We start from the raw sequence: 18,286 nt of genomic DNA, 5'->3' as shown, positions 1-18,286 counted from the left end.
TAAAAGCACAACTGTTTATTCAGTTGTGCTTTTTTAGTATCTATTTTTATAGTATTGTATGATGAAAATTGAACCATAAATAGAATCACTTTGTTATGGATGGTTCTATTTAATTTATTATTGTATTATTTATATAGAGTATGAATTAAATTCTTATGGATCTTGTTAACGATGAACTCTACATTAAAGTATTATTATAAACATAAATAAAATGATTAGGAGCGCTAACTTGGAAAATTGGATTATTGAAGTAATGAATTCATATGGATATCTAGGAATTGTTCTATTGATAGCTTTAGAGAATATTTTTCCGCCCATACCTTCTGAAGTTATTTTGACATTTAGTGGATTTTTGACGACAACTTCTGATGTAACTGTTATGGGAGTTATTATTTTCTCAACGATAGGATCCATTATTGGTGCAATTGTTCTTTTTGGAATAGGAAGGCTTCTAGATGTAGACAAGTTAGAAAAAATTGTTAATCGTTGGGGGCATATATTGCGATTAACACAAAAAGATGTTCAAAAAGCAGATGCTTGGTTTCGCAAAATTGGGGTTTGGGCAGTCTTAATAGGTAGACTTGTTCCAATTGTAAGAAGTCTAATTTCCATTCCAGCAGGTATGGCACGTATGAACTTTGGTATATTTTTATTTTTCACAATGATAGGCTCTTTAATTTGGAATAGTGTTTTGGTAACTATAGGTGCGAAATTAGGGTCATCTTGGAATACAATTTTGGAATATGTAGATATATATTCTAATGTTGTGTTGATCTTACTAGCAATACTTTTTTTGATGTTGATTATATGGTTTATAAAAACTCGAAAGTAAAGAGTTCGGCCGCAAATACTTTTACGTATTTGTGGCTTTATTTTTTGTGCAATTTATTATTATATGTATTTTTTAGATTTGGTTGTTTCATAAAGAATTTAGTTATAAGTGTCACAGTCAAAATAGGTATTGCACTATGTCAAGTTGTTTTAATTACATATAAATATTGTACGCATTACTATTCTATGAATAAAAGGGAGGGAATTTTGTTTAATCCTGTGAAGAATAATCATGATAATCATCAATATCAAAATTGTTAGATGGAAGGTAGAATAATATGCAGCCAATGGTTTTTATAACGATTATCACCTTTTTGGTCACATTAGTGTTTATTTTGTGGAGGCCAAAAGGCATTAATGAAGCTATACCTGCTACTATTGGTGCTATTGTTATTATACTCACTGGAAGTGTCTCACTTTCTGATTTAGCTATTATTGCAGAAACAATCAGTGATGCAGCCATAACGATTATGGCTACCATTGTTATGGCAATCGTCTTAGAAAGTTTTGGCCTTTTTCATTGGGTTGCAGAAAAATTAACAGAAAAAGCAAAGGGTTCGGGCATTCGATTATTCTGGTATGTCAATCTTTTATGTTTTATGATGACGCTTTTTTTTAATAATGATGGTAGCATTTTAATAACAACCCCTATATTAGTCATGTTATTAAATAATATGGGGTTAAAAAATCATCAAAAAGTTCCCTATCTCCTTTCGGGTGGATTAATCGCAACTGCATCAAGTGCTCCAATTGGCGTTAGTAACATTGTTAATCTAATTGCGCTGAAAATTGTTCATATGGATTTGTATATGCATACACTTATGATGTTTGTTCCTGCAACACTTGGATTAATCTTGTTAGCTACACTTTTATTTCTTCGCTTTAAAAAAATTATCCCAAAAACGATTCCTACAAAGGTAAATGGTTTATCATTACCTGCTTATCATCCTCTTAAACAAAGTTCTGTATATACTATTGAAAAAAACCGTACAAAGTTTGTACGAAATATACTCATATTTGTGCTCGCTGTACGCCTTAGTCTATTTGTAGCATCATACTTTTCTATACCGCTTTCCTTAATGTCGGTAATTGGATCGTTTATATTACTAGGGTGGAGATGGGCCTATTTGAAGGTTCCACCAAATGACATGTTAAAGAAGACACCTTGGTATATCATCGCTTTTGCATTTAGTATGTATGTCATTATTTATGGGCTCAATAATATTGGTTTAACGGATATGCTAATTCATATCATGTCTCCTCTGGTATCAGGAAGTCTACTTCATACAAGTGTATTGATGGGTATCCTTTTAACTCTATTATCAAATATATTCAATAATCATCCTGCCTTGATGGTCGGTACAATTACATTAACGAATATGCCCCTTGATGCAATTTCACTTAAAGTGGCTTATCTGGCGAATGTGATAGGAAGTGATATAGGTGCTTTGTTACTTCCGATGGGAACGCTCGCTACATTAATGTGGATGCACATTGTAAGAAGTGGAAATGTCAAAATTTCCTGGTCAGAATATATTAGAATAACGGTTGTTATTATACCGCCAACATTGTTATTTACATTAGTCATTTTATATTACTGGGTTACTTGGATTTTTTAATAGAATTATAGGGCATTTGTCTAACAGTTTAAGAATGCTCTGCGTATATTAATATCAATTAATTTATAAGGGGGAAAGAAAAGAAATGCCTAAAGGTAAAAGAGGGAGAGGTAGATCATCGTCATCAAGTTCAGGGTCTTGTAGCTGCTCAATNGAGGGAGAGGTAGATCATCGTCATCAAGTTCAGGGTCTTGTAGCTGCTCAATAACATCGCATAGAAGTTCAGGAGGTCATAGTGGCTCAAGAACATCACACAGAAGTTCAAGATCTTGTAGCTGTTCAAGAACATCGCATAGAAGTTCAGGGAGCCATAGCCGCTCAAGAACATCACACAGAAGTTCAAGATCTTGTAGCTGCTCAAGAACATCACACAGAAGTTCAGGAGGTCATAGCCGCTCAAGAACATCGCATAGAAGTTCAGGGGGCCATAGCCGCTCAAGAACATCACACAGAAGTTCAGGCTCCTGTAGCTGTTCAAAATCGTCACGCAGAAGTTCAGGATCTCATAGCCGCTCAAGATCATCCTCCTGTTCTTGTTGCAAAAGTTAGAAATTATTCTTTATATGACTTATGTTTTAAGAACTTTCCTTAATCTACGTTTAGGGGGAGTTCTTAGTTCATATTCTTTTGCGATTAATTTTTATTAAAAATAAAGGTAAGTAAAGAATAAGGATTTAATAGACCAAGGTGATTGATTAAAAAAGAGCAGGTGAATATTTGCATTATTCCATTCCTTCATATTTTTTAATAATCGATAAAGATGATTTAAATTGTTTAAGGAAGAATCTCAAGAGCGATGAACCGGTCTTTGCAAAATTAAAAGTCGGCGATTCAACTTATAGGATAAATATTGCTTATAGAGGATCGTATACTCGGGAAATGCGTAAACGATCTTATACTTTTTACTTTAATGAAGAGAAAAAATTCTTTGATGCCCGCACGATCCATCTAAATGCAGAATATCGAGATCCTTCACTTATGCGTAATAAGCTCTCATTTGATTTTTTTAAAGAGTTAAAAGTACTTGCACCGAATAGCCAGCATATAAGATTATTTCGAAACGATGAACTTAAAGGACTCTATTTACAATTAGAATCAGTAGATGATCTTTTTTTAAAAAAGAGGAATTTACCAGAGGGACCAATTTATTATGCTGAAAATAATAATGCAAACTTTTCTCTTACAAGAGATGGAAGGAAAAAGAGATCCCGTTTATCAGGGTATTATCAAGCTTTTGGTACATCAACTGATGACCAACACCTTCGTGAATTCATATCAAAGATTAATACTACTTCTAAATTCGATTTCCCCGAAATTATTTTACAATATTTGAATATAGATACCTTTTTAGGTTGGCTTATTGGAGCAGTTTGTACAATGAATAATGATGGTTTTACTCATAATTACTCACTATATCGTAACAAGGTGACAGGGCTATATGAGATAATGCCGTGGGATTATGATGGAACGTGGGGAAGGAAAATAAGTGGTGGGGTAATGGATCATACTTATGTTCCTTTTGAAGGTAACAAGGAAAACCATCTTATTGATCTTATCTTACAAGTTCCCGAATTTAGGAAAATGTATAAAGAAAAGCTAGAAGAAATATTAGAGACTAAATTTACAGTTGGTTTTATGGAAGATAAGGTGATGAAGCTTCATCAAAGTATACGACCCGATTTTTTACTCGATCCATACAAAAAACATAAAATTGATCTATTTGATCAAGAACCAGATTTTATTTTTCAATTTATCCATAAGCGAAACGAATATTTAAAAAGCAAAATCAAGTCATATGATTGATAAAAATTAGAGAACGGAGGACTCTTATTGTTTCCGATATGTGTAAAAGAAACAGGGAAATATGGAAGAGGAATTTTCGCTACAAGAGATATAAAAAAGGATGAACTCATTGAATCATCCCCAATTGTTATTTCACCTGAGAGTGAGTGGAAGTATTTAGAGAAAACTAAACTCTTTTATTATTGTTTTTATTGGGGACATGATACAGCAATAGCACTTGGGTATGGTTCACTCTTTAATCATTCATATACTCCGAATGCAATTTATTATAATAATGAAGATAAGTTAACAATCGACTTTTATGCGCTAACAGATATCAAAGCTGGAGAAGAAATAACTATCAATTATAATGGAGAAGCGGATGATCAATCTGAACTATGGTTTGATGTAATTGATTAATATAAATACTTAACGTAAAACTAAGAGTATCGTTTTAAATACTCTTGGTTTTTCTTATTGTTATATTCTTTCTACAATCAGTAGAGATACAGAAGATTTAAGATGGAAAGATAACTTAAAAATAAAAAAATATCTTCTTCACCATCAGGTACAGATGATGAAGAAGATATCCATTAATTTATCTATACTAATTGAGATGGGAAAAGACGTGTGGGATGTAAGAGGAAAAGTAGATAAATAGCTCTAAATCATAGGACTAATTTACACTATAGAGAGACTCTGGATATGCTGGATGTTAATATAATACGGAACAGATCTAGTTGTTAAGATTTCTACAAAATTCCCGCTAAAATCGACTAACTTTCCTATTTGGTAGCTCTTTTCTCCAAGATTAATAATGACTAACTCATCTTTTATCTTCTTGACCAAATTATCTAAGTTTTGAGGAAGTTCAACTGAATACTGATCAATTGGAAAATCCTCTTTCGTCAATCCATATGGTTTTTGATCGGAAATATAAGGAATCAACCATTTTATATGATTTAAAGAAATATACATAGTTTTGTAAATGGGCGATTCAAAAATAATGTAATCATTCATTATGTTCGAGATATAGCCTTGTAAAGGCACTTTTCCGGTTACATATAACTCAACATACATGCCTTGCGCTCTAGAAAGGATAGTTTTAAGTGTTAATGTTTCGGTAGATTTGCTATTAATACCTGGTGGATTTGTAGGCTTGCTTACAGAATCTTCATCGTTATTGCTGAACGTAAAATTTTTAACATGGATTACAGGGATGTAAAGATAGTCATGTCCGTTAAATAAAACGATAATTTCTGTGCTAAAATCAATAATTGGACCTCTCAAAAATTTCCCACCAGAAACTTCAATTTTAGCAAATTCTTTTTCTGATTGCTGAATTAGTTTTTTCAATTTCACCATCCTTTCTATCATATTCTATTAGAAAAATGAGAAAAAGCTCAACTTAAGGTGTTGTTTAAAGCTGAAGCATTTCTAACAAGAAGAGCTTACTCTCAATTTATTTTGATTTTGAATTTAAACGTTCATCTCTGAGCTTGTTGTACATTTTCTCAGCGTATTTCATCAAAGCAAAATATTGTTTTTCTAATAATCCTTTATGCGCAATTGAATCCACATTAGTATTTAAATAATCAGGTGGCTGCTTTTCTAAGGTTTTTGTATTAGTTTCAATTAACTTTTGGGGATTCTGTGACTCTGTTGATTCAGTTGAAGAATTTTTATGAGAAGAAGTGAAGAATGTAGTGACATTTGTAGTAGTGTTTTGGGTAGATGTAGCTTTATCTAAGTTTAATTTTCTTCTTTTCTTTTTTCTTCTAGGTAAAGAGTTAAGTGAAAAATCTTCAGTGAAATCCGTAGTTTCTTCGTCATGAATGATTTCAACTTTTTTGGGTATAGAATTAAATATTCGGCTGGATTCTTTTTCTATAGAAGATGAATTTCCTATCTGATTTTGCTCTTCTTTATAATTTGTTCGATGCAAACCTCTTAATCTATTAAAATACTCCTGAGCAGACATTTTAGGATTTTTACCATTACGAGACTTCTTTTGAGGGTTATATGAAGCAGGGTCAGTTAGATGAACGAAATTAGGATTGGAAGGTTGAATATAGAAATCAGCCTCATCTTCTACATTTTCTTCCCGTTCATTTACTTCACTATTATTTGAACCCTCTTCTTCATCCATAGAATTAGGTGATATTAGATTGTAATGTGAAGGCTCGGTATCCGTTTGATCGCCAGAGACATCATGATTGAAGATAGAAGACTCGTTATTAATCTGGTTGACTATAACTTCATAATCGAAAGGAGAAGGCTCGGTATCCGTTTGATCGCCAGAGACATCATGATTGAAGATAGAAGACTCGTTATTAATCTGGTTGACTATAACTTCATAATCGAAAGGAGAAGGCTCGGTATCCGTTTGATCGCCAGAGACATCATGATTGAAGATAGAAGACTCGTTATTAATCTGGTTGACTATAACTTCATAATCGAAAGGAGAAGGCTCGGTATCCGTTTGATCGCCAGAGACATCATGATTGAAGATAGAAGACTCGTTATTAATCTGGTTGACTATAACTTCATAATCGAAAGGAGAAGGCTCGGTATCCGTTTGATCGCCAGAGACATCATGATTGAAGATAGAAGACTCGTTATTAATCTGGTTGACTATAACTTCATAATCGAAAGGAGAAGGCTCGGTATCCGTTTGATCGCCAGAGACATCATGATTGAAGATAGAAGACTCGTTATTAATCTGGTTGACTATAACTTCATAATCGAAAGGAGAAGGCTCGGTATCCGTTTGATCGCCAGAGACATCATGATTGAAGATAGAAGACTCGTTATTAATCTGGTTGACTATAACTTCATAATCGAAAGGAGAAGACTCATTATCCGAGTGATCGCCAGAAACATCATGATCTAAAAGAGATGATTCGTTATCTGTTTGATTGACAGTAATCTCATGATCGAAGAGAGTAGGCTCACTATCAATCTGGTTGATAATAATTTGATGATTAAAGAGAGAAGTAGACTCATTATCCGTTTGATTGGCAGTAATTTCATCATTGTAGATTGTGGACTCTTCATTAGTTTGATTGACGTCTAGAGTTTTCTTCTCTTCTTTTGAAGAATTGTCATTTATATTGGATTCAGTGTTATCTATTGGGGTAGTAAGATTTGTTTCTTTAGAAAGCTGATCAGAATTCTCTTCATTTTCTTCTGAAGAATTACCTTCTTGCTCATTGTTATTAGAATCTTGCTCCGTACTTTCATACTTTCCTTTATAGATATCAGTTATAAAAGAACTTTGTACAAATAATTGCTCTGAATTATTAACTAAAACAATATGATCTTCCCCAATTCTACTTAGCAAACCTGCAAATGATTGATTGCTTAAACAATTGATAGTAATCCAATTGTATTTTAGTTCTTGTAATATATCTATCAAATTATTCTTATCTAGGTAGTTTACGTCTTGAGGAGAAACACGAAAATCCTTTGCATTTTTTGAAAGAGCATGGACTTGACTGAGTGGAAAATAAAAAATATCTTCATTTACCTTTACAATGAGATGATCATTTTTAACGTCTATTAAGGTGCCTTCAATAAATTGGTTATCATTTAAGTAAAAACCAACCGTTTTACCAAGAAGACCCCCTATTGTCTTTTTAAAGTAACCCTCTACCATTAGGGGGCCCCTTTCATTATTTATTTTTGAACAAGTTTTAGTATCGCAGTAAGTTATATTTAATCTTTTTTAGCTTTTTTAGCTTCAGTATTTTCTTCTGGCTCTTCTTCTAATTCAACACGAAGACCATAACTTACATTACGAATATGGAACATTACTACTCGAACAACTTCATCGTTTAAAATTACAGTTATATAATCATCATTGATCTCATCTAGTACGCCTTCTAATTTTTCAGGGCCCCCACGGTTGATTTGAATCCATTGATATTTAAGACCTTCAAGTGTTAATTTGAAATTATCAGTCTTTACATACTCAAATCCTTCAGGTAAAGCAGTGATGCCAAAATCCATACCATTTTTAGTAGCGTGCGTGATACTTTTGATATGGTCATTCCTATAGTAGACAATTCCATCTTTTTCAGTTAATACAGTAATATGATCATCTTCAGCACCTAACAATAAGCCGATGGAACTTTCAGGGCCTCCTCTATCAATTTTCACAACTTTGTTTAACAAAGAACTAACCATTTCTTTATTCATGCTTTTTTTTGCCTCCTTTTTTATGGTCTTTCTATGCATATGTCTAATATGAATTTGAGGAGATGGCAAAAGCCCAATGTTCCAAAATAAAATATGCCTTTACCCATATAAAATGGATAAAGTAATATTAATGTAAATATTTTTGAAGAGATGTTTGTGAGAAGAAGGGTGGACTTGAAATTGACTATTGATTATATTCTTTTTGATTTAGATGGAACTTTGACTGATCCAAAGGAAGGAATTACGAAAAGTATTGCCTATGCACTTAAGAAGCTGGATGCACCTTGTTTAGATGAAAAAACATTAGAATCATTTATTGGACCACCATTAATAGAATCATTTCGTGAAATATGTGGCTTCGATATATCGAAAGCTGAAGCGGCACTTACTTTTTACCGTGAAAGGTTTAAAAAAGTAGGTCTATATGAGAATATACTTTATCCAGGAATTGAGGGTTTACTATCTGCATTGAAAACAAAGGGTATAACTTTAGCAGTAGCCACATCTAAACCAACTATTTTCGCTGAAAAGATTCTCGACCATTTTAATCTAAATCAATATTTTGACATAGTAGTAGGAAGCAATTTAGATGGCACACGAACGGCAAAAAATGAAGTGATTCACGAAGTTCTAAAACAATTGTCTTTTCCTCCTAAAGAAAATGTTGTAATGATTGGGGATCGTAAATACGATATTCTTGGCGCTAAAAAAGAGGGCATTCCTTGTGTTGCAGTAGGTTATGGATATGGTAGTCAGAAAGAGTTGGAATTATCAAAGCCTTTCCATATTGTTCAGAGTATACAGGAACTAACAGCATATTTTTTTCAATAACTGATATCTGTAAGAAACAACGGGTAAATAGAGGAACCTTCTGTGGGCATATAAGCGGTTTTATCAAGTTGTTTTTCTAAAGCACTATAAAAACCCATAATCTTTTTAGTGAAAAATTAAATGAATTATTGAAAGGAGATACTACACAATATAAGCATCAAGATATAGACGTGAATTTATGTGCTGCATATCAACATATGCCATTATAGGTATGATTGTGGAATGGGTAAAACGAGATTTTATCTATCCTGTTTCCTATATGAATGAGCAACTTACGAAGATTTTAAAGGTAAGAGCCCAGTTCTAAAAAAGAACTATTGGCTTATATTACGCAAAAGCGAATTGTAAGTATTTGCAATCCGCTTTTTTAGAAGATTAAGTTATTTGTAGAAATAATCATAAATATTTTTGGCCAATAGTGAACATGTCACAATGATAAATAATATACGTACATAGCCAGTTCCTTGTTTCAGTGCGAATTTAGAACCAATGATAGCTCCGAAGATTTGCGCAATCCCCATTGGAATCCCGTAAGCATAATGGATTTGACCTAAAGACATGAACATAAGAAGTGCTGCAATATTACTACCGAAGTTTAAGAAACGTGCATTACCTGCTGCCTTTAGAAAATCAAATCCGACCATTAAGAAAGCGAATATTAGGAAAGACCCTGTTCCAGGTCCTAAGAAACCATCATAAAATCCAATAGCAAAAATAACTACTATAAATAAAACAAGCTTAGAAGGTGATAATTTTTTATATGTAGAAATGCTACCCCAATCTTTCTTGAAAACAGTATATATGGCAACACCAGCAAGCATAATCAACATTAATGGTTTCAATACATTAGGATCCATTAGATGAACAATCCATGCCCCTAGAGCAGAACCAATAAATACCAAAGGAAAATATTTAGCGACTGATTTGAAATCCATTTTTCCTGAACGATAGAAAGTAATCGTACTTGTAAGAGACCCCATTGTACCAGCAAGCTTATTTGTGGCAACGGCTGCGGCCGGAGAAAGACCAACAAATAATAATGCTGGTAGACCGATCAATCCACCTCCACCAACTACCGAATCGATAAATGCAGCTAAAAATCCAAAAATCACAAGAATTAATAATAATGAAAAATCTATATCTATATCAAATGGCATCAAATCAACCTTTCTAAATAGTGACTACTTAAATAGTAACTAAAATCTTTTTGGATGTAAATAGTTCAATAAGATTTGGTATGATAAAGGGAAGAGAAAACGGAGGAATGTAAAATGGAGAACTTAGTGCAGCAGCTAAAGGCAATGGGATTCACTGAATATGAAGCAAAATCCTATATTTCTCTAGTAAAATTAGGCACCGTAACGGCTTACCAAGTAAGTAAAAATTCTGGTATACCAAGAGCGCGAATTTATGATATTTTGAAAAACCTAGTAGAAAAAGGAATTGTCCTAAAAGAAGAAAATACAGACGGGGCAATATACTCACCATTACCAGTTGATGTCTTTCTCGAAAGAGCTCAATCCAATTGGAAACAAAACTATCAAGATTTAAGTAAAAAATTAAAGCAACTAGAAATGATAGAGGAAAAACCAGATAATCGTGTTTTAACATTGAAAGAAAATACAACCATTATTAGCTATTGCAAATCACTTATTAAAAAAGCAAAAAAACGAATCATTATTTCTATGTGGGATGATATGTATGATGAAATAAGAAATGAGTTAGAACAAGTAACAGAAGATGTTCGGATTCAAGGTATTGCATTACATGTGAATAACCCTGTAAAAACTGTGGATTTGCATCGTATTACTCATTTTACTGAAGCGCCAACCAGTAAGAGATGGTTTGTCCTTTCAATTGATGGGAGGGAAATGATTTACGGCTCCTCTATAGATGATCGTGAACTGGCCTTTTACACGAATGACCCCGTACATATCTATCTATTAGAAGACTACGTTTGGCATGATGTGTTGGTGAATCGATTAGTGAAAAGGAACAAAGATGATTTGGAGCAGTGGATATCAACAGAACGCAAAAAGTTTTTTATGGAAGAATGATTGTGGAAAAGTGAGTGGATAAATCTTATAGCACAAAGTTATTCACATGTGGATAAGAGAAAGCTGATAAAATCCAATTGGACGATTTTATCAGCTTTCTTGTTTTTAAATAGAATAAGTATAATCCTCAGGTAATACTCGTTTTAAAAATTGCTTTGTCCGCTCTTCTTTAGGGGTGACAAAAATATCATGAGGAGTGCCTTCCTCAACTACAACTCCTCCATCCATAAAGATCACTCGATTAGCAACATCCCGTGCAAATGACATTTCATGTGTAACGACAAGCATCGTAGTTCCTTCATTTGCGATATTTCTCATAACTGTTAAGACTTCACCAACAAGTTCTGGATCGAGTGCAGAAGTTGGCTCGTCAAACAAGATGATATCGGGATTTAATGCAACAGCTCTAGCAATTCCAACTCGTTGCTGTTGACCTCCAGAAAGTGAACTAGGGTAGTTGTCATATTTGTCAGAAAGGCCAACCTTATCTAAAGCACGCTTCGCTATTTCTATGGCATCTGTCTTTGGAATCTTTCTTCCAATAATAAGACCTTCAGTTACATTTTCCAGAACGGTCTTATTATTAAATAAGTTATAGTTTTGGAAGACGAATGCAACCTTTTGACGAATGTCATGAATATCCTTTTTCTTTGCATGATGCAAATCGACTTCGATACCACTAATAGAGGCGTGGCCTTTATCTGCATGTTCTAAGAAGTTTATACAACGTAGTAATGTAGTTTTTCCAGATCCACTTGGTCCTAAAATAACGACTACATCACCCTTGTCTATTGAAATATTAACACCTTTTAGGATTTCATTTTTTCCGAATGATTTATGAATATCTTTTATCTCCAACACCGACAAACACCTCCAATATTAAGAGTGAGCAACTCTATATTTATTTAAATATTTCTCATAACGTTTTAATGCGTATTCGACAATACTGCATAAGATTAAATAGACAATGAAAATATCTAAATAAGCTTCTACATAGTTGTAGCCAACGTTTGCGGCAACTTTCGCTTTTAAGGTAATCTCAGATAGGGAAAGTGCATAGCCTAATGATGTTGCTTTAATCAGATTAATAGTTGTTGTTGTAATATTTGGCATCGCAACAACAAGTGCTTGTGGAATAATGATTCGACGATATGCCTGAATAGTCGTTAAGCCAACAGAATGCGCTGCCTCTAGCTGGCCTTTATCCACTGTACTTAGTGCTGAGCGAAAAACTTCTATTAACAAAGCAGTAGAACTGAAAGAAAAAATAATAAATGCATACCAAAGTGGGTTAATCTTGTAAATATCAAAACCGATATCATATTTTTCAAAAATAATTTTTAGTATTAATGGAATACTACTATAAATAATGAAAATTTGAATCAATATCGGTGTACCACGAACAAATGATACATATACCTGTGTGATCCGTTGAATAACAGGAATCCTATGTACTCTGGTTATAGCTAATAAAAAGCTTAATGGGAGAGAAATTAGTAGGGCAACAATTGTTACAAGTAAGGTGATTGGTACCCCAGACAATGCAACAAAGAATGTATCGATAAAAAACTTTCCATTGAATCCAGATGTCATGGTAGTTCCTCCTTACGTTGTTTCTAAAGTTTTTTTGCCTTTACTGAAAAATTTCTCTAATCCAGCAAAAATACGTTCAATTAGAATGGAAAGAATCCAATAAATAATGGCAAGCGCAATGTAGATTTCTAATGCATGTGCATTTAAATTGGCAGCAATGATTAAGTTAGCCTTACCAACAACATCGATTAAACCAATGGTATAAGCAAGTGATCCTTCTTGAAGGAGGGTAATCATACTGTTACCAAAGTTCGGAAGTGCAACAACTAATGATTGTGGAAAAATAATCCTGCGGTAGGCTTGCAATGGAGTTAACCCCACACTTACAGCTGCCTCATATTGTCCACGATCGATAGCCTCATAAGAGGAACGAATAACTTCAGACATAATGGCAGCAAATTGCAAAGTAAATGTAATTACAACAAACACCGCAGTATCAATATCATGTAAATTTATATTGAAATTCGCAAAAATTGCCGGGACACCGTAATAGACTAGGAATAATAAGACAATTGAAGGTGTACAACGCATAATCGTTGTATAGCCAGTAGCAATTTTTTTAAGAATACGACTTTTGCCAAGTTTCATCACTGTAAGTAGCAAGCCGGCTAATGATCCAAAAAGAATAGATGAACCTGCTATAAGAAATGTAATTTTTAAAAATGGTAAAAGTTGAGGAAGTGAATTCCAAATATAAGTGGCATCAAAATATTTACTCATATGAATCACCGTCTTTTATTTAAGTGCTGTGAAGTATAACGTCCACAGCCGAAAGGAATAAAAGCTGTGATAGCAAATTTTTAACTACCACAGCACTTTTCTTAACGACTTACTTTATCTAACACTTCAAATAGGTCGCGACCATAGAATTTTTTACTTAGTTCATTAAGCTTCTTTTCTTCTTTAAGCTTTTTCACTGCTTTATCATATTCATCTGCAAATTTTTGTTGGTTTTTATTAAATAATGGCCATGTTTTAATCACATTAAATTCGTTATACACAACATTGTCCTTCAGGTTATGATATGCACCTTTTTCAGAAGTAACTTGTTGTTCGAAAGCACCTTCGATCATAACCCCACCATCCACGCGGCCTTCGTTAACCCATTGAACAACATCTACTGTAAATTCATCACCAGCTTTGAGTTTTACTTTGTTGTTTGGATTTTCGTCGTTGTACTCTTTAATTACTGTATATTGCGCATTGTTTGCGGCGATTGGTGCTAATGTGTAACCTTTATTAGCAAAATCTGATAATGTTTTTATATCTTTATCAGATGATTTTAAGACTAAACCGATACTGCTAAGGCCAAGGAATTCTTTTGGAAAGATAAATTTTTCTTTTCGTTCTTCTGTAAAGAATGCATTTTTTACGCCTGCTTGATATTTACCTTGCTCAACACCGATTAATAAGTCGTCACTTGTTGTTCCAACAAATTCAAATTTGTAATCAGGTAATAACTTGTCAATTTCTTTCATGACCTCTACATCATATCCGGTTGGATTTCCGTTTTCATCTGTATATGTCATCGGCTTACTAGCTTGGTCGTAAGCAATTTTAACTGTCGTTACATTTTTGGTAGTAGATCCAGATGAACTATCTGAAGAGCTATTCGTTCCACATCCTGCTAATAATCCAACTGTTGCAAAACCGATTGCTGCAAATTTAAAAAGCTTGTTTTTGAATATCATTATGAGTACCCCTTTTCTGCTAACTATATATTGGTGATTTACTATCCTTTTTTAATGCTGTTCTTGCTAACTTTGTAATGGTCATATCATCCATTGGTGGATTATGAAGACCTGCACGGACATCACGATAATAACGTTGCAATGGATTTGAAGTTTGAAGACTTTTTGCTCCCACAACACGCATAGCTAAATCTACAATTTCTATCGCAGCATTTGTAACGGTGTGTTTGGCCACTGCTAATTCGTTTGTTAGATACTTGCGACGTTTTATGTCATCGTATACCTCTGCTACACCGTAAAGAGTAAATCGAGCTTGATCTAACTTTAATTCAATATTTCCTAAATGTTGTTGAACATTAGGTAAAGAGCTGATTGGTTCCTTTAAGCTGTTGGGTTGGTGCTGATTTGCAAAGGTCACTGCATAATCTCTGGCTGCCTGTGCTATACCAAGGTAGGTAGAAGGAATGTGTAACATCCAACCATTAATATGATTTCCACCGAAAGGATTTTGTGGGTATTCAACAAGTGCTTTATCCTCAACGTAGACATCTTCAAGAATCAAATCATGACTACCAGTACCGCGCATAGACATCACATCCCAAGTTTCTTTAATGGTTAAACCTGGCGTACCTTTTTTTATAAGGAAGAAAGCAATTTGTTGTTTGTCTTCAATCCAAGCGCTAACTAAGAAATAATCTAGTATAGGAGAAGCCGTGGTGAAAATTTTATGACCATTTAAAATCCAACCGTTATTTAATCTTTTAGCATATGTACCAGGGCGACCGCCCCGAGTAGGGCTTCCTGTACGTGCTTCACTTGCTGCTCGATTGATGAATATATTCTTTTGAACTTCTAAAGAAAATGACTTTAATAATTCAGGTTTCCAAAGTTTGTGCTCGTATAGTTCTCCAACAACGCCTAAAGTCCAACCGATTGCTAGGGAAGTATTAGCATCAAAACTAGCTAATGTTTCTTGCAATAAAATCATGTCATAAACAGATAATCCTTCTCCCCCGTATTCCTTAGGCAGTGTAACTTTTGGGTAACCTATTTTTCTTAATGTTTCGAAATTTTTAAATGGAAAAAGAGATTGTTCATCAATGTTTTTGGAATCTGCTATTATATCATCACGTAGATGATTCAGCTTTTGTAGCCATTGTCTTTGCGAATCAGTACGTATGAAAAGTTCTTTCATGAAGCGTTCCTCACTTTCAAATATAACAAAACCTAGATATTTACTTGCCTTTTAATTTTAATAAAATCCACGAATAAGATTATTACTTATGTGGAATTATTTGTTCGGTTTATTTTATTTTTAATTAATCATAAAGGCAAAAAAATGAAAAGTCAATCAAAAATCATAGTATTTTTATAAGATTAATTGAGTTGTAGTAATACCATTATAAACTTTCATTAATTTTACTAGAGGAAAGTTAAGCTTGTTATTCCTTTGTATTTTATCCCGTATTAACGAGCAGTAATACCCTCACCTCAAGATTGAGAGGAAAATGAGAAAGATAGGTGGAGGATAACGGCCCGTAAAAGCCAGATTGGTTCAACTAACCATCAGTGGGGATGAAGCCAACTAAAAACGCCACGTCCTGTGGCAACGTTGGCATTAGTACGTCCTGCACGTTTGAAAACCCACAACTGATGGAAGTTTCACTTTATAAAATTATCTTTGTAATGGATTTTTGCGGAGTCTTAAAACATAAAATGGAATAAATATATGCAAAAGGGTTTTTATGATGAAATAGTTGACCAATCTAAAAATAATAAAGATATGAAGGGATAAAATGATTAAAATTTATCAGTTCATTTCAAGTTTTGATGATAATTTGTCGGGTTTTATAGATGTATATGGAATGTATATTTATATTGCATTATTTTTAATCATTTATTTAAAAACTGCTTTTGTTGTATTAACTTTTTTGCCGGGTGATGCGCTAGTATTTGCAAGCGGTGCTTTAGCAGCAATTGGCAAACTAAATTTTTGGGTACTATTAGTGCTGTTTATCAGTGCGACTATTGCAGGAGATAGTCAAAATTACGCGATTGGAAATTTATTTAGAAGGTGGCATGATAAAAAACCTAAACTAAAATCATTTTTAAAAGACAAAGTTGAATCAGCAAAATCATTTGTCAACCAATACGGGCGACTATCTATTTTATTTGCCAGATTTGTACCTTTAATGAGGACGACGGTACCCTTAGTCAGTGGACTCACACAATACACCTTCGCTGTGTTTATAAAGTTTAATAGTTTAGGTGCTATTCTATGGACGATATTTTGGTTAAACATAGGATATGTATTAGGAAATACTAAATGGGTTGAAAATAATTTAATTGTATCTTTAGCAATCATCTCAATCATTCCATTGTTAGTGCCTGTTATATATGTTGGAGTAAATAAGATGAAGGAAATTTCGATAAAGAATTGAAAAAGAGAAACGGGGTTACTTAAGCTGTTGATAAGTAACTCTTTTTATTGTCATATCTCATATCTACTGGTTAGAATTTTTCAATTGTATGTTAGATCGATAAAATCATAATACACTCTTGATTAGATAGAACAAATAAAAGAGCTATGAAATAAGAGGTGGTGGTTTTAATTAGGGGGAAAATTGAATTTCCCCATTAAACAGGCAATTTTAAATAGAAGAAAACATACTGCAGATTTACTTAAAAAGAGGGGGTTTAAGGAGTATTTATATAAGAATCTATTAATTTTAAAAAATATTAAAAGAAGTATTGACTTCACAAAAATGAGATGTTAAGATATTTAAGTCGCTGAAACACAGCGGTGAACAAAAAAACTTCAAATAAAAAAGTTGTTGACACTGTTGAAAAGATTTGATATAATAATCAAGTCGCTGAAACAGACGACATAAAATATGAACCTTGAAAACTGAACAAGCAAGATGTTAATCAATAAACTTTGTTTACTAACTTTTGTTAGAAACAAGGACAAACAATAGATATCATCATATGATGATACGCTAGCAAAGCTAATGAGCTTTCAAACTTTACTTTTATGGAGAGTTTGATCCTGGCTCAGGACGAACGCTGGCGGCGTGCCTAATACATGCAAGTCGAGCGAATGACGAGAAGCTTGCTTCTCTGATTTAGCGGCGGACGGGTGAGTAACACGTGGGCAACCTGCCCTGTAGACTGGGATAACTTCGGGAAACCGGAGCTAATACCGGATAATCCATTTTACCTCATGGTGAAATGTTGAAAGATGCGTTTGCATCACTACAGGATGGGCCCGCGGTGCATTAGCTAGTTGGTGGGGTAACGGCCTACCAAGGCAACGATGCATAGCCGACCTGAGAGGGTGATCGGCCACATTGGGACTGAGACACGGCCCAAACTCCTACGGGAGGCAGCAGTAGGGAATCTTCCACAATGGACGAAAGTCTGATGGAGCAACGCCGCGTGAGTGATGAAGGTTTTCGGATCGTAAAACTCTGTTGTAAGGGAAGAACAAGTACGTTAGGAAATGAACGTACCTTGACGGTACCTTATTAGAAAGCCACGGCTAACTACGTGCCAGCAGCCGCGGTAATACGTAGGTGGCAAGCGTTGTCCGGATTTATTGGGCGTAAAGCGCGCGCAGGCGGTTTCTTAAGTCTGATGTGAAAGCCCACGGCTTAACCGTGGAGGGTCATTGGAAACTGGG

At 34.0% G+C, this 18,286-nt stretch carries 18 protein-coding genes and 1 rRNA gene; 10 read left to right on the top strand and 9 right to left on the bottom strand.

The window, feature by feature from the left end; all coding sequences use genetic code 11:
- Positions 1–229 precede the first annotated feature (229 nt).
- From CW357_RS15990 to CW357_RS15970, 5 genes are all read left to right on the top strand, one after another.
- Positions 230–832 carry a DedA family protein gene (locus CW357_RS15990; RefSeq protein ID WP_119417001.1) on the top strand — a complete coding sequence of 201 codons (603 nt, stop codon included), beginning with the start codon at positions 230–232 and terminating at the stop codon, positions 830–832.
- A 286-nt stretch (positions 833–1,118) separates the two neighbouring features.
- Positions 1,119–2,450 carry an arsenic transporter gene (locus CW357_RS15985; protein WP_119417002.1) on the top strand — a complete coding sequence of 444 codons (1,332 nt, stop codon included), beginning with the start codon at positions 1,119–1,121 and terminating at the stop codon, positions 2,448–2,450.
- Between the two features lie 235 nt (positions 2,451–2,685).
- Positions 2,686–3,042, top strand: a complete 357-nt coding sequence (locus CW357_RS15980; RefSeq protein WP_124218585.1) for a hypothetical protein — start codon at positions 2,686–2,688, stop codon at positions 3,040–3,042.
- 125 nt (positions 3,043–3,167) lie between these two features.
- Positions 3,168–4,253 carry a CotH kinase family protein gene (locus CW357_RS15975; protein ID WP_119416997.1) on the top strand — a complete coding sequence of 362 codons (1,086 nt, stop codon included), beginning with the start codon at positions 3,168–3,170 and terminating at the stop codon, positions 4,251–4,253.
- A 27-nt stretch (positions 4,254–4,280) separates the two neighbouring features.
- Positions 4,281–4,652, top strand: coding sequence for an SET domain-containing protein (locus tag CW357_RS15970; protein WP_233548142.1), 372 nt, complete (start codon positions 4,281–4,283; stop codon positions 4,650–4,652).
- A gap of 261 nt (positions 4,653–4,913) precedes the next feature.
- Here CW357_RS15970 and CW357_RS15965 read toward each other — a convergent pair whose 3' ends face one another.
- From CW357_RS15965 to CW357_RS15955, 3 genes are all read right to left on the bottom strand, one after another.
- Positions 4,914–5,588, bottom strand: a complete 675-nt coding sequence (locus CW357_RS15965; RefSeq protein WP_119416996.1) for a DUF2642 domain-containing protein — start codon at positions 5,586–5,588, stop codon at positions 4,914–4,916.
- Between the two features lie 106 nt (positions 5,589–5,694).
- On the bottom strand, positions 5,695–7,890 hold the full coding sequence (locus CW357_RS15960) for a DUF2642 domain-containing protein (protein ID WP_124218584.1): 2,196 nt from the start codon (positions 7,888–7,890) through the stop codon (positions 5,695–5,697).
- 59 nt (positions 7,891–7,949) lie between these two features.
- Complete coding sequence (locus tag CW357_RS15955) at positions 7,950–8,432, bottom strand: hypothetical protein (protein WP_124218583.1); 483 nt, start codon at positions 8,430–8,432, stop codon at positions 7,950–7,952.
- A gap of 180 nt (positions 8,433–8,612) precedes the next feature.
- On the opposite strand from CW357_RS15955, the gene CW357_RS15950 reads away from it, so the two are divergent.
- A complete protein-coding gene (locus CW357_RS15950; protein WP_233548141.1) occupies positions 8,613–9,263 on the top strand; it encodes an HAD family hydrolase in 651 nt (216 codons plus the stop codon).
- A 178-nt stretch (positions 9,264–9,441) separates the two neighbouring features.
- Entirely contained in the window at positions 9,442–9,570 is a 129-nt protein-coding gene (locus CW357_RS18940) for a TetR-like C-terminal domain-containing protein (RefSeq protein WP_158582405.1), read from the top strand.
- A gap of 73 nt (positions 9,571–9,643) precedes the next feature.
- Here the strand turns inward: CW357_RS18940 and CW357_RS15945 are convergent, their stop codons facing one another.
- Positions 9,644–10,420, bottom strand: coding sequence for a TSUP family transporter (locus tag CW357_RS15945; protein WP_119416992.1), 777 nt, complete (start codon positions 10,418–10,420; stop codon positions 9,644–9,646).
- Positions 10,421–10,534: 114 nt separating this feature from the next.
- Here CW357_RS15945 and CW357_RS15940 point away from each other — a divergent pair, with 114 nt between their 5' ends.
- Entirely contained in the window at positions 10,535–11,320 is a 786-nt protein-coding gene (locus CW357_RS15940; protein WP_119416991.1) for a TrmB family transcriptional regulator, read from the top strand.
- Between the two features lie 105 nt (positions 11,321–11,425).
- Here CW357_RS15940 and CW357_RS15935 read toward each other — a convergent pair whose 3' ends face one another.
- From CW357_RS15935 to CW357_RS15915, 5 genes are all read right to left on the bottom strand, one after another.
- Positions 11,426–12,181, bottom strand: coding sequence for an amino acid ABC transporter ATP-binding protein (locus CW357_RS15935; RefSeq protein ID WP_119416990.1), 756 nt, complete (start codon positions 12,179–12,181; stop codon positions 11,426–11,428).
- 18 nt (positions 12,182–12,199) lie between these two features.
- Positions 12,200–12,913: an amino acid ABC transporter permease gene (locus tag CW357_RS15930; RefSeq protein ID WP_119416989.1), complete on the bottom strand. Its 714-nt coding sequence runs from the start codon at positions 12,911–12,913 to the stop codon at positions 12,200–12,202.
- Positions 12,914–12,925: 12 nt separating this feature from the next.
- Positions 12,926–13,633 carry an amino acid ABC transporter permease gene (locus CW357_RS15925; RefSeq protein ID WP_119416988.1) on the bottom strand — a complete coding sequence of 236 codons (708 nt, stop codon included), beginning with the start codon at positions 13,631–13,633 and terminating at the stop codon, positions 12,926–12,928.
- 101 nt (positions 13,634–13,734) lie between these two features.
- Positions 13,735–14,604 (bottom strand): transporter substrate-binding domain-containing protein, encoded by an 870-nt coding sequence (locus CW357_RS15920; RefSeq protein WP_233548140.1) that lies wholly within the window; start codon positions 14,602–14,604, stop codon positions 13,735–13,737.
- Between the two features lie 19 nt (positions 14,605–14,623).
- Complete coding sequence (locus CW357_RS15915) at positions 14,624–15,799, bottom strand: acyl-CoA dehydrogenase family protein (protein WP_119416987.1); 1,176 nt, start codon at positions 15,797–15,799, stop codon at positions 14,624–14,626.
- 601 nt (positions 15,800–16,400) lie between these two features.
- Between CW357_RS15915 and CW357_RS15910 the strand changes: the two genes are divergently transcribed.
- Positions 16,401–17,045: a VTT domain-containing protein gene (locus CW357_RS15910; RefSeq protein WP_119416986.1), complete on the top strand. Its 645-nt coding sequence runs from the start codon at positions 16,401–16,403 to the stop codon at positions 17,043–17,045.
- Positions 17,046–17,635: 590 nt separating this feature from the next.
- A 16S ribosomal RNA gene (locus tag CW357_RS15905) occupies positions 17,636–18,286 on the top strand; the annotation flags it as partial.

It is taken from the genome of Rummeliibacillus sp. TYF005 (assembly GCF_003844195.1).
Taxonomy (GTDB): Bacteria; Bacillota; Bacilli; order Bacillales_A; family Planococcaceae; genus Rummeliibacillus.
This window is presented reverse-complemented; position numbering and strand designations above follow the sequence as displayed.

What these genes read in the sequence shown, in the direction of transcription:
- CW357_RS15985 (WP_119417002.1), top strand. Translation starts at nt 1,119, where the DNA reads ATGGTTTTTATAACGATTATCACCTTTTTGGTCACATTAGTGTTTATT.
- CW357_RS15960 (WP_124218584.1), bottom strand. Translation starts at nt 7,890, where the DNA reads ATGGTAGAGGGTTACTTTAAAAAGACAATAGGGGGTCTTCTTGGTAAA.
- CW357_RS15955 (WP_124218583.1), bottom strand. Translation starts at nt 8,432, where the DNA reads ATGAATAAAGAAATGGTTAGTTCTTTGTTAAACAAAGTTGTGAAAATT.
- CW357_RS18940 (WP_158582405.1), top strand. Translation starts at nt 9,442, where the DNA reads ATGTGCTGCATATCAACATATGCCATTATAGGTATGATTGTGGAATGG.
- CW357_RS15945 (WP_119416992.1), bottom strand. Translation starts at nt 10,420, where the DNA reads ATGCCATTTGATATAGATATAGATTTTTCATTATTATTAATTCTTGTG.
- CW357_RS15940 (WP_119416991.1), top strand. Translation starts at nt 10,535, where the DNA reads ATGGAGAACTTAGTGCAGCAGCTAAAGGCAATGGGATTCACTGAATAT.
- CW357_RS15930 (WP_119416989.1), bottom strand. Translation starts at nt 12,913, where the DNA reads ATGACATCTGGATTCAATGGAAAGTTTTTTATCGATACATTCTTTGTT.
- CW357_RS15925 (WP_119416988.1), bottom strand. Translation starts at nt 13,633, where the DNA reads ATGAGTAAATATTTTGATGCCACTTATATTTGGAATTCACTTCCTCAA.
- CW357_RS15920 (WP_233548140.1), bottom strand. Translation starts at nt 14,604, where the DNA reads ATGATATTCAAAAACAAGCTTTTTAAATTTGCAGCAATCGGTTTTGCA.
- CW357_RS15915 (WP_119416987.1), bottom strand. Translation starts at nt 15,799, where the DNA reads ATGAAAGAACTTTTCATACGTACTGATTCGCAAAGACAATGGCTACAA.
- CW357_RS15910 (WP_119416986.1), top strand. Translation starts at nt 16,401, where the DNA reads ATGATTAAAATTTATCAGTTCATTTCAAGTTTTGATGATAATTTGTCG.